This window comes from Nonomuraea montanisoli (genome assembly GCF_013363975.1).
In the GTDB taxonomy this organism is placed as follows: domain Bacteria; phylum Actinomycetota; class Actinomycetes; order Streptosporangiales; family Streptosporangiaceae; genus Nonomuraea; species Nonomuraea montanisoli.
In genome coordinates, this window is record NZ_JABWGN010000015.1 from 167,105 (window position 1) to 179,197 (window position 12,093).

Annotated in this window: 7 protein-coding genes; 3 read left to right on the forward strand and 4 right to left on the reverse strand. The window is 71.0% G+C overall.

The features are described 5' to 3' along the window. Window positions 1–49: 49 nt before the first annotated feature. From HTZ77_RS34355 to HTZ77_RS34365, 3 genes are all read left to right on the forward strand, one after another. Window positions 50–1,984 (forward strand): DUF4082 domain-containing protein, encoded by a 1,935-nt coding sequence (locus HTZ77_RS34355; RefSeq protein WP_175593900.1) that lies wholly within the window; start codon window positions 50–52, stop codon window positions 1,982–1,984. Window positions 1,985–2,065: 81 nt separating this feature from the next. Continuing rightward, the gene (locus tag HTZ77_RS34360) at window positions 2,066–3,070 is read left to right on the forward strand and encodes a fatty acid desaturase (RefSeq protein WP_175593901.1); all 1,005 of its coding nucleotides are present in this window, start codon (window positions 2,066–2,068) and stop codon (window positions 3,068–3,070) included. Then, window positions 3,067–4,062, forward strand: a complete 996-nt coding sequence (locus HTZ77_RS34365) for a methyltransferase domain-containing protein (protein ID WP_175593902.1) — start codon at window positions 3,067–3,069, stop codon at window positions 4,060–4,062. The genes HTZ77_RS34360 and HTZ77_RS34365 overlap by 4 nt, the downstream gene beginning before the upstream one ends. Before the next feature lie 63 nt (window positions 4,063–4,125). Here HTZ77_RS34365 and HTZ77_RS34370 read toward each other — a convergent pair whose 3' ends face one another. The 4 genes from HTZ77_RS34370 to HTZ77_RS34385 form a co-directional block, all read right to left on the reverse strand. Further along, window positions 4,126–5,112 carry an NAD-dependent epimerase/dehydratase family protein gene (locus tag HTZ77_RS34370; protein ID WP_175593903.1) on the reverse strand — a complete coding sequence of 329 codons (987 nt, stop codon included), beginning with the start codon at window positions 5,110–5,112 and terminating at the stop codon, window positions 4,126–4,128. 5 nt (window positions 5,113–5,117) lie between these two features. Next, the gene (locus tag HTZ77_RS34375; RefSeq protein ID WP_175593904.1) at window positions 5,118–6,470 is read right to left on the reverse strand and encodes a nucleotide sugar dehydrogenase; all 1,353 of its coding nucleotides are present in this window, start codon (window positions 6,468–6,470) and stop codon (window positions 5,118–5,120) included. 228 nt (window positions 6,471–6,698) lie between these two features. Then, on the reverse strand, window positions 6,699–7,688 hold the full coding sequence (locus HTZ77_RS34380) for a glycosyltransferase family 2 protein (RefSeq protein WP_175593905.1): 990 nt from the start codon (window positions 7,686–7,688) through the stop codon (window positions 6,699–6,701). Window positions 7,689–7,889: 201 nt separating this feature from the next. After that, the gene (locus tag HTZ77_RS34385) at window positions 7,890–11,600 is read right to left on the reverse strand and encodes a N,N-dimethylformamidase beta subunit family domain-containing protein (RefSeq protein WP_175593906.1); all 3,711 of its coding nucleotides are present in this window, start codon (window positions 11,598–11,600) and stop codon (window positions 7,890–7,892) included. Window positions 11,601–12,093 lie beyond the last annotated feature (493 nt).

Sequence of the window (12,093 nt, forward strand, 5' to 3'; positions counted from 1 at the left end):
GCTGGCGGCGATCCTCTCCACCGTCCTCGCGACAGGTTTCCTCGCGGTGATGCCTGACAGGGCCGTCGCCGCGCCGCTGATCCCCCTCGGGAACGCGGCGGCCTTCGCGGTCCTGGCGGGCGGCGCGGTCGCCAACACCGACAACACCACCGTCACCGGAGACCTGGGCACCAGCCCGAACAACGTGGTGTCCGGGTTCCCGCCCGGCCAGGTGATCGGCACGATCCACGCCGGCGACGCCACCGCGGCGTCGGCCAAGACCGACGCGGTCGCCGCCTACAACAACGCGGCCGGACGCGGGGTGACCGACAACGTGCCCGCCCAGCTCGGCGGCACCACCAAGGGGCCGGGCGTCTTCGTCCCGTCGTCCGGCACCACCTTCCAGATCAACGGCACCCTCACCCTGGACGCCGAGACCGACCCGAACGCGATCTTCATCTTCCGGGCGGCCACCCTGACCACCGCCACCGTGAGCAACATCAACCTGGTCAACGGCGCCCGGACGGACAACGTCTTCTTCCAGATCACCGGCACGGCGACCCTGGGCACGAACTCGACGTTCCGCGGCAACGTGCTGGCCAACAACGCGGCCACGGTCAGCTCCGGCGCGGCGGTCACCGGCCGGGTCTTCGCCCTGACCAACAACGTCACGCTCCAGGGCACCACGTCCGGACCGCGCACCCGGGTCTCCCTGCCGGAGGAGCTGGCGTCGCACACGTCGCTGAACGTCTCGCCCTCCGGCTCCGTGGCCGAGGGGCAGCAGGTCACGCTCTCCGCGGAGGTCGGCCCGCAGTCCGGCACGGTGACCCCGCAGGGCAAGGTCGCCTTCAAGGACGGGAGCACGCTGCTCGGCACGGACTTCGTCGACGAGAACGGCGACGCCCAGCTCCAGACCACGACGCTGCCCGGCGGCAACCACCGGCTCACGGCGGTCTTCCTGGGCGGTGACACCTTCGACGGCGAGGAGCTCGTCTACTTCGCGCCGAGCACCTCATCCGGGGTGAACCTCACGGTGACCGAGTCGCTGTGGCCGAACTCGGCGACCCCCGCCGTGGCCAACCAGCCCGACAACGACCCGATCACGCTGGGGGTCAGGTTCGCGTCCTCCACCTCCGGGCTCGTCCAGGGCATCCGCTTCTACAAGGGCTCGCAGAACACCGGCACCCACGTCGGCAGCCTGTGGACGTCGGGCGGCACGCAGCTCGCCAGCGTGACGTTCTCGGGGGAGAGCGCGAGCGGCTGGCAGCAGGCGAACTTCTCCACCCCGGTCCCGATCAACGCCGGCACCGTCTACATCGCCTCGTACTTCACCTCCTCGGGGCACTTCTCGTACACGCAGAACTACTTCGCCACCGAGCGCAACAGCCCGCCGCTGACCGCCCCGGCCAGCGCCCCGGGGGCCCGCAACGGCATCTACACGCTCGGCGCGGCGAACGCGTTCCCGACCAGCTCCTTCCAGGCCACCAACTACTGGGTGGACCCGGTGTTCGTCCGCTCGGACACCCTCTGGACGGACGCGGCGACGCCCGCGGTGCTCAACGACCCCGACACCGACCCCGTGACGCTGGGGATGAAGTTCCGGGCCGACACGGCGGGGGTGGTGCGGGGCATCCGCTTCTACAAGGGCTCGCAGAACACCGGCACCCACGTCGGCACCCTGTGGACCTCGGGCGGCACGCAGCTCGCCAGCGTGACGTTCTCGGGGGAGAGCGCGAGCGGCTGGCAGCAGGCGTATTTCTCGTCGCCGGTCAGCGTCTCCGCCGACACCACCTACGTCGCCTCTTATTTCACCTCATCGGGGCATTTCTCGTACACGTTAGAGGACTTCTTCGACGCGCAACGCAATTACCCGCTGACCGCGCTCGAGAACGGCGGCGTCTCCGGCGCCAACGGCGTGTACACATACGGGGCTTCGAACACGTTCCCCACCAACCCGTACCAGGCCACGAATTACTGGGTTGACGTATTGTTTGACATCAGTTAATCGGCCGACCCGCACGGCGGTCCCCGATATCGCCGAGCCGCTGGTTAGAGTTCCGGAAGGCTCAGCAGAAGGGGGACCGCCGTGCAGGTGGACGCCGAGGCTCTGGACATCGGAAAAGTACGCCATTCCACGCTGGTCGATTCCTCGGGAACGCGTTACGTGGATTTCCGGCGCTCCCTCACGCCGCGCTGGAGCATGGTCTGGACGACCCTGCTCGGCGGGCATCTCGCGCTCGCCCTGTCCGCGGCGCTGGTCGCCGCCGTGGGGAGCGCCGTCGACGCGGGGTGGGCCGCCTCGGCCGGGCTCGCCGTCGCCGGCGGAGCGCTGATCGGCTTCTGGCTGCACTACCTCATGACGTACCTGCACGAAGGCGCCCACTACAACCTGGCGCCGGACCGCGAGACCAGCGACCGGCTGACGAACGCGTTCGTCGGGTTGTTCGTCGGCATGAACGTCAAGGCCTACCGCAAGGTCCACTTCGAGCACCACCGCTACCTCGGCACGACCCGCGACCCCGAGCGCAGCTACTTCGCCCCCCTCAACCTGCGCTTCCTGGTCGAGGGGTTCACCGGGGTCCGGCTCGTGCGGGCGCTGAAGGGCTACCGCGAGGTGGTGCGCGGCAAGGCCCGGCCCCAGGACGGACAGGACGGGCAGGACGGGGGCGGCTCCGTGGACGGCGTGTTCGTCGTCGCGGCGCTCTTCAACGGCGCGGTCGTCGTCTGCTCGCTGTGGGCCGGCGCCGTCGTCCTCGCCCTCGCCTGGGCGACGGGGCAGCTGCTGTTCCTGCCGCTGCTCAACACCGTCCGGCAGGTGCTGGAGCACCGCAGCGAGTTCGCCGACGACCTCACCGACTACAGCGTGGTCCCGCACGGACCGGTCAACCGGCTCTTCGGCGACGGGCTGTTCGCGGCCGTGTTCGGCGCGGCGGGCTTCAACCGGCACCTGCTGCACCACTGGGACCCCAGCGTGTCCTTCACGCGGCTGAAGGACGTGGAGCGCTTCCTCATGGACACCGACGTCGCGCCGCTGCTCCAGCGGCGGCAGACCACCTATTTCCGCACGTGGCGGCAGTTGGACAGGATATGAACGCACACACCGACATGGTTCCCGGCCGGGGGCCGGACGCCGCGGACTCCGGCACCCGTACGCGGTGCCCGGCGTGCCAGGAGACGGGGGCCGCCCCCTGGGCGTCCGCCCGCGACGTCGAGTACCGCAGCAGCGACGAGGAGTTCGCCTTCTACCGCTGCGCGCGGTGCGGGGTCCTGTTCCTCGACCCCATGCCGGTCGACCGGCTCGCCGAGATCTATCCGGCCAACTACTACGCCTACGCCTCCGACGAGCAGTCGTTCGCCCACCGCGTCAAGGACCGGCTGGACGCGCTGCGCCTGCGGCGCATCCTGTCCGGGCTGACCGGCGGCGAGCTGAAGGTGCTCGACGTCGGCGGGGGAGACGGCTGGCAGCTCGACGTGATCCGCGGCCTCGACTCCCGCGTGTCGTTCACCCAGGTCGTCGACCTGGACCCGGCCGCCCAGGAGCGGGCCGTGGCGCGGGGACACCGCTTCTTCTGCGGCCGGGTCGAGGACTTCTCGACCGAGGAGCGCTTCGACCTCATCCTGCTGATCAACCTGATCGAGCACGTGAGCGACCCCGGCGAGGTGCTGAGGACGCTGGGCCGCCACCTCACGCCGCAGGGCGTGATCCTCATCAAGACGCCCAACACCGACAGCATGGACGCCCGCCTGTTCCGGCACCGCGACTGGGGCGGCTACCACTGCCCGCGGCACTGGGTGCTGTTCGACCGGCGCAACTTCACCAGGCTCGCCCACGCGTGCGGCTTCACGGTGAGCCGCTTCTCCTACACCCAGGGCGCCCCGTTCTGGAGCACCAGCATCCTGGCCGCGCTGGCCCGCCGCGGGTGGGTGACGGTCACGGCCGAGCGCCCGATGACCCGGCACCCGCTCTTCCCGATTCTCGCCGCCGGCTTCGCCGGCTTCGACCTGGCCAGGCAGCTCCTCGGAGGAAGGCCCTCCCAGATGTTCGTCGAGCTCGTCCCGGCGCGGGGGAGCGCCCGCCGCTGAAGGCGCCGACAGACGAAAGCGGGGACGGCACCTTCCGGTGCCGTCCCCGCCGGCGTCGCGGGGTCAGGACTGGCCGCTGTCCTCCTGGGCCAGCCACCACGGGTTCGCCCGGGCCCACGCGATGGTCCGGGACAGCCCCTCACGCAGCTCGGTCGAGGCCCGCCAGCCGAGCACCTCGTACGCCTTGCGGGCGTCCGGGATCCTGCGGCGCAGGTCCTGGTAGCGCGCGCCGAGCCGGGCGCCGGTGTCGAGCGGCACGGCCGCCGGCCCGTCCCCGGTGAGTTCGAGGATGAGGCCCACCACCTCGCCCACCGTGGTCTCCTCCGAGCTGCCGATGTTGAAGCACTCGCCGTCGGCCTTGTCGCTCGCTCCCGCCGTCAGCGTGGCGTCGATGGCGTCGTCCACGAACGTGAAGCACCGGGTCTGGCCCCCGTCGTCGTAGACGATCGGCGGCAGGCCGCGCAGCGCCCGGTGGACCGTCCGGCTGACGACGAACGCGGGCCGCTGGCGCGGGCCGTAGACGTTGAAGTAGCGCACGATCGTCGCGCGCAGGCCGCGCTGCCGGACGAAGGCGAACGTCAGGTGCTCGGCCAGCGCCTTGCTGGAGGAGTAGCTCCACCGGTCGACGGACGTGCTGCCGAGCACCCGGTCGTCGTCCTCCGCCCAGGGCACCGCCGGGTTCTTGCCGAAGACCTCGCTGGTGCTGGCCAGCACGACCTTGGCGCCGGCCCGCTCGGCCAGGTCGAGGACGTTGCGGGTGCCGATGAGGTTGATGTCGACGACGTCCAGCGGCTCGTTGAGGTAGCGGTCGACGCCCACCACCGCGGCGAGGTGGTAGACGACGTCGACGCCGCGCTCGACGACGGCGGACACCTGGGCGCGGTCGCGGATGTCGCCGCTGACGTACCGGGGCGCGTCCGGGCCGGAGACCAGGCCGGGCGGCGGGGCGCCGTGGTCGAAGACCGTGGTCTCGTGGCCCTCGGCGATGAGCCGCTCGACCAGATGGCTTCCGACGAATCCGCTGCCGCCCGTGACGACCACTCGTGCCATGGCGTCTACCGTCCGATCCCGCGGTAGGCGAAGCCCAGCTCGCGCATGCGGGCGATGGTCTCGCGCGGGTAGTAGGCGCGCCCGTCGATCACCGCGCACGACGCGGCCACCTGCCGGCGCAGCCACGTGAGGTCCAGATCGCGGAACGGCTTGTGCCAGGCCAGCACGGCCAGGCAGTCCGCGCCGCGCACGGCCTCCTCGACCGAGGCGCACGGCCGCAGCCCGAAGGTCTTCTCGGCCTCGTCCTCGTCCACCAGCGGGTCGTGCAGCGCGACCTCGGCGCCGGCCTCGCGCAGCGCCGCGATGACCGGCTGGGTCGGCGTGGCCCGCAGGTCGCCGGTGTCGTTCTTGAACGCCAGGCCCAGCACCGCGACCTTCGCCTGCTCCGGCGCGCGGCCGAGCTTGGCCAGCTCCTCCACGATGAGGCCGAAGGTGTAGTGCGGCATGCTGTCGTTCACCTCCCGCGCCGCGGGGATCGTGCGCAGCGCCAGGCCGCGCTCGCCGGCCGAGCGCCACACCATCCACGGGTCCTTGGTGAGGCACGAGCCGCCGACGCCGACGCTCGGCAGCAGGATGTTGACGCTGCCGCTGCCCTTCTTGATCGAGTTGGCCGCGGCGATCACGTCGAGCACGTCCACGTCGACCGTGGCGCACACCTGGGCGAGCTCGTTGGCCATCGCGATGTTGTGGTCGATCCACCAGTTGTCGGCCAGCTTGACCATCTCGGCCGTCTCCAGCGACGCGCAGCGGATGATCTCGACGCCCAGGGCGCGCCGCCAGAACTCCGCGGCGGCGTCGGTGCTCTCGTCGCACCAGCCGCCCACCACGATGGGGAAGGAACGCAGCTCCCGCAGCGCGTTGCCCTCGGAGAGCCGCTCGGGGCAGAAGGCCAGCCCGAAGTCGGTCCCGCAGGTCAGGCCGGAGCGCTCCAGCAGCGGGACGACCAGCTCGCGCGTCATCCCGGCGGGAACGGTGCTCTTGAAGACCAGGAGCTGGCCGGGGCGCAGGTGCCTGCTCAGCTCCTCGCAGGCGCCGCGGAGCTGGAGGTCCATCAGCACGCCCTGGTCGCGGATGGGCGTGCCGACCGTGACGATGACCACGTCGGCCGCGGCGAGCGCCGCGTACTCCGTGGTGGGCCGGAAGGCCGCCGTGCCGGCCAGGCGGGAGACCAGCTCGGGCAGCCCCGCTTCGCTGAACCGGCAGTGTCCGCCCGCCAGCTCCTCGACGAGCGTGGCGTCGGTATCCACCCCGATCACGCCGACGCCGTTGTCGGCGAGGGTCGCGGCTATACACGATCCGACATATCCCAGGCCGACGATTCCGGCCGTGATGTGTTCCTGAGCGGGCAAGAAACGCACACTCACTCCATTCGACGAGTGTTTCACCGAGCCGGTGGCATTTCGGGGCCGATCGCTTGACAATCGGCTCGTGAATGCGAAATGACGTCGGCCGATTTCCTGTTCCCGTTTCTAACCCGTGCCTGTTCGAGCGGGCCGCGGCGGCGCGCGCCGGGCGCGTTCGCGGGCGATAGCTTGGCCGGTTGGTGGAGAGCCGATGACTTGGTGGGGAATGCGCGCCCGGCGACGTCAGGGATTGCGCGCGGGAACGCCGGCGGCGCCGCTGCGCCGGGGCTGCGCGAGAGGGGCGGACGTCCCGATCCGCTCGCGGATCACGTAGGTCGGGTGTCCCATTCCGCTGCCGTGAATACGGCCCACGTATTCGCCGAGGACGCCGATGGCGATGAGCTGCGCCGCCGAGAACAGGGCGACCATCGAGGCGATCGTGGTGAACCCGGCCACCGTCGTGCCGCCGGTCGCGAAGTGCCACAGGACGGCCCCGCCCAGCAGCAGGCCGAACACGCCGGCGGCGAACCCGAGGTAGCTGGCCAGGCGCAGCGGCGCCGCGCTGTATCCCAGCACCATGTTGGCGGTGTGCCGCACCAGCAGCGGCAGCGAGTAGTTGGACCGGCCGTGCTCGCGGTGGTTCATCTGAACCGACGCCGAGCCGATCCGGGTCGTGGCCCACGACAGGGCCACGTCGATGGACGCGTGCGGGCCCGAGAGCTGGGCGAACCCGTCGCGCAGGTGGGTGCGGAAGGCGCGGAACGCGCTGATCTTGCGGGCGCCGCGGAAGCCCAGCGTGGCGGACATGCACGCCTTGACCGTGCGGGAGGCGAGGCTGCGCAGGTAGCCGTGCTCCTCGACGTGCGGCACGCCGTAGACCAGGTCGAGGCGGTCGCCCTCCAGGGCGGCCAGCAGGTTCGGGATCTGCTCGGGCAGGTGCTGGAGGTCGTCGTCCATCGTGACGACCACCTGTGACGCGGCCTCCCTGATGCCCGCGACCAGGGCGTTGTGCTGGCCGTAGTTGCGGGACAGGTGGATCGCGCGCACGCCCTCCACGTGCCGGGCCAGCTCGGCGGCGGCCGCCCAGGTGTCGTCCGGGCTGCCGTCGACGACGAGGATCACCTCGTAGCGCACGCCCAGCTCGCCCAGCACGGAGACGATCCTGGGCACGAGTATCGGGAGCGTGCGCGCCGACCGGTAACACGGGATGACCACCGACACTGACTCCGACATGGATCCTCCGATATCGCGGCGAAGGCGCGCGCGACGGGCGCGCCTTCGCGGAACGGTCCTCTGCGCCAGGGGGCTCCTGGCGGTCATCGCATCACACGGCCGGTGCGTCCGTCATGACGGGCCGTGGCCTCTTGCGTTCTTCTTGGTGCGGTATTACCCGGTGCGGTGGTTCCGGGGGGCTCGCGCCCCCCGGGTGCCGGCTCAGTCGGCGTCGAAGACCACGTCGACCCAGTAGTTGCTGGCCTTGAACGTCGCGGTCGGGAACAGGTTCTGCGAGGTGTAGCGGTACACGCCGTTGCCCTGGACCCCGCTCGCCAGCCCGATGAGGGGCGGATTGTTGTACTGCGTGGTGAAGAAATTCTGGTTGTACGAGAAATGCCCCACCAGCGTGTTGTATGAAGCGACATAGGTGGTGTTCGGGGTTATTCGGACCGGTGTGCTGAAGATGACCTCCTGCCACCCGGACGCCGTCTCGTTGGTGAACGTCGCGCTGGCGAGCTTCGCACCGGCGTTGGTCCAGAGCGTGCCGATGTGCGTGCCGGTGTTCTGCGCGCCCTTGTAGAACCTGATGCCCCGGATCGTGCCGGGCACCAGCGACTGGAACCGCACGCCCAGCGTGACCGCGTTGGCGTCGGTGCCGTTCACCACCGCGGGCACCGACGTGCTCGGGAAGAGGTTGGTCGGCGAGAACGACACGTCCACCCAGTAGTTGGACGAACGGAACGTGCTGGTCGGGAAGGCGGTGCCGGAGCCGTACCGGTAGACGCCGTTGCCGCCGGCCGCGGTGCTCGTGGGAGCGGTGAGCGGGCCGTTGACCCGGGCCGTGGTGAAGTAGTCCTGGTTGAGCGCGTAGTGGCCGGCGGGCGCGAAGTACGAGGCGACGTACGTGGTGCCCGGCGTGACCTGGATCGGCGCGGGGAAGTCCACCTGTTGCCAGCCGGTGTCGGTCTCGTTGGTGAACGTGGCCCGGGCGAGGAGCTGGCCCGTGCTGGTCCACAGGTTGCCGATGTGGGTGCCGGTGTTGCCCGCCCCCTTGTAGAACCGGATGCCCAGGATCGCGCCCTCCTGGGACGCCTGGAACTTCACACCGACCTCGACGGAACGCGAGTCCGGCTGGGCGAGGACCGCGGGAACGGTCGTGGAGGGCCACAGGCTGCACGGACAGCTCCCGACGACCGTGACCGGGCGCGAGTCCAGGGTGGTCTGGAGGTTGCCGATGTCGTCCACGGCCCGCACGAGGAGCGTCGTGTTGCCCGCGGTCTGCGGCACCCAGGTGAACTGCCAGGGGCCGAACCCGGTGGCCGCCTGCCAGCTCGTGCCGTTGTCGGTCGACACCTCGACGCCCGCGACGACGCCGCCGCCCGTGTCGGCGGCCGTGCCGCTGATCGTGACGGTCTTGCCGGTCACCACGGTCGCGCCGCTGAGCGGGGCGGTCAGCGCGGAGGTCGGCGGCGCCGTGTCGGTGGACTGGGTCGCCGGGACCAGGTCGGTCTGCAGCGTCGCCGGCTGCAGGCCGAAGTCGGCGAAGAGGTTGACGGTCGCCTGCTGGATGCGGATGTCGATCGGCGCGCCGTCGCGGTCGTGCACGGCGTCCAGCCCCCACGGCCACTGGATGGTCCCCGCGCCGAACACCAGGCCGCCGCCGCTGGGCTGCCGGTAGAGCGTGAGGTGGTGGGTGGCGGTGCCGGCCCCGTACGTGCTGCCGAAGTCGAGCAGGACCTTGTTGGTGTAGCTCAGGGTGGTGCTGGAGTACCGCGCCAGCCCGGGCGGCGCGACGCTGTTGTCCGGCTGGTTGTCCCACTCGAAGCCGAGGGTGCCGGAGGAGAGGGTCGCGACCTGGCCGGGCTGCAGGTTCGCGATCGAGGTGTTGCGCCACAGCCGCATGGCCGCGTACTGGGACGGCACCTGGATCGCGTCGTTGACGACGCCGTTGATGATGAACAGGGTGCCGGTGAGCTGGTTCTCCGGTCTGCCGCCGTTGGACGGCGGCGAGAAGCGCGGGTCGCGCCAGGTCCCCGTCCACTGCGGGCTGGGGTCGATCTTGGCGTTGGCGAGTGTCTCCTTGTAACAGGTCATCGTGCGGAACGGGGTGTCCGCCCCGTCGATGCTGGGCTCCCAGCGGGTCTTCCAGAACACCTCGTTGGCCGAGAAGAAGGCGACGTTCACGCCGTCGTCGCGGGCCGCGGCGACGTTGTCACGCATCTCCTCCGACCAGTACTCGTCATGGCCGACGGACAGCAGCGCGTCGTGGCCCAGCAGCAGGCCGGGGCGGACGACGGCGTCGATGCTGGAGATGTAGCCGACGTCGAAGGCGTTGCGCTCGATCCAGCGCAGCATCGGGTACTCGGAGTTGAAGAAGTAGTTGGGCGGGCCGTTGGAGACGCCGCGCGTGGTGATCGGGCGGTTGTAGCTGACCTTGTAGGCGCGGTTGGCGGGCTGGCCGAAGTACAGGCTGTTGCCGCCGTAGCGGTTGTAGGCCTGCCACGTCGTGTCGGAGGTCTTGAACAGCACCTCCGACGAGCGCTGGTCGTCGCGGACGACGAAGAGGATCTGGCTGTCGCCGGGCGTGCCGTCCTCGCGGACCAGCTTGGCCTCGTAGACCCCGGTGACGGCGGTGGCCGGCACGGCCCAGGAGGCCGACACCGCCCAGGTGCCGCAGTCGACGAGCCCGGTCGCGGGGTCGCTCGCGCAGTCCGGCTGGGTCTGGGGGAGCGGGACGGACGGCTGGAGCGTGGTGATGAGCCGGGCCCCCAGGCCGCCGTACCAGCCGAAGCGGTAGATGTCGAGGCGGTAGTCCGTCGCCGGGGTGTTGATCTTGAAGTTGATGGTGTCGCCGTGGTTGACGCTGATCTGCGTGGGATAGCCCTGGATGTCGGGGCTGCCGGCGCCGATGACGTCCCACTCGCTGGGCGGGTTGCCCGGGAGCTCGTTCTCCAGGCAGATGATCGAGCCGGGCGGGCAGTTCTGCCGGGCGCGGCGGGCGCCCTTGCGGGGGGCGACGGGCTTGGCGGCCTTGGCGGCGTTCGTGGCGCTCGCAGGCTTCGCGGCCTTCGCGGCTTTCTCGGGCGTCGAGGTGACGGCCGTGCGAGCTGCGGCGGGGCCGGTGGCCGCGACGATCCGGGGACGAGCGCCTCCAGACGGCACGGAGACGCCCGCGGCCGCGAGGCGTGTGGCGGGGAAGCGCTGCGCGGCGGCCTGGGGTGCGGTGAGCGTTCCCTGGCGGTGCATGGAGTCGATCACCGCGCGCCAGCCTGCGCGCAGGTTCGCGGCCGGCTCGGCCGCGGCGTCGCCGGCCGGGTCCGTGCGCCGGATCGCGGCGGCGAGGTACGCGCCCTCCGCCACGCTGAGGTCCTGGACGTCCTTGCCGAAGAACGCGCGCGCCCCCGCCTGGAGCCCCCGGGAGCCGCCGCCGAGGTCGAGCACGTTGAGGTACCTCTCCAGCACCCACTCCGGCGAGCGGGACAGGCCGGCCTTGGCGGCCACCGCGAGATCGGCGACCCGGCGCGGGAACGAGCGGTCCTCCGGGTGCTGGCCGGCGGCCATCCGCTGGCTCATCGCGAAGTCGCCGGTGCTGCGCCCGGTGAGGGCGAACCACACGCCGCGCGCCAGCCCCTCCATGGTCACGCCCGGCTCCGGGGCGGGGGCCGCGGCCTCGGCGGCGAGGACGGCCCGCACGACGTGGTCCGGCACCTGGTTGAGCTGGACGCTGGAGCCGTGGTCACGCGCGGTGGTGTTCGACTCCCCGGACACCGGGGCGGCCAGCGGGTCGACCGGACGCGTGTCGCCGGGCAGCGGCGTCAGCGCCCAGGCTGCCCAGAGCAGGGCGGCCAGGACGGCCACACCTCCGAGGACGATCAGCGCCACGCGAGGCGGACGCCGTCTCCGGTCGATCTTCTCCTTGCCGTCCGGCATGCGAAACTCCCAAGAACGCGTTTGCTAGCTAAAACAGGAGCAAAGGCGATGTGTATGCACCTCGAAGCAGAGTAGGGATGAAATCGGGCGGTGATCGCGCGGCGCGGACAATGACAGCACTCGATAGGGGATGGGCGTGTCGGGAGACAAACATCGGTTGCGGTAATGCGTCCGTTTTTGCGGTAAAGCTTTCCGGTCGGGCGGGGAAAACGGGGCCTGGCGTGGCGCCGTTGTTGGGGTTGCGGTCGCGGTCGCGGCAAAGCAGTCGCAAGGAGACGGTTCCGTTCGGGGCATTCGCCCGCCGGGCGGAGGGAGCGTCGCCAGGCTGGAGCGCATGGCCGCCCCGCCCCGACCGCACGTTCCGCGACCGCCACAGACCGAGCCGCGCGAGGGAGAGACGCCACCCGAACGCCACGGGGGAGCGACGCCCTCCGAGGCACGGGTGGGGGAGATTCCGCCCGAACGCCGCGAGGGTGAGACGCTCTCCGGGGCA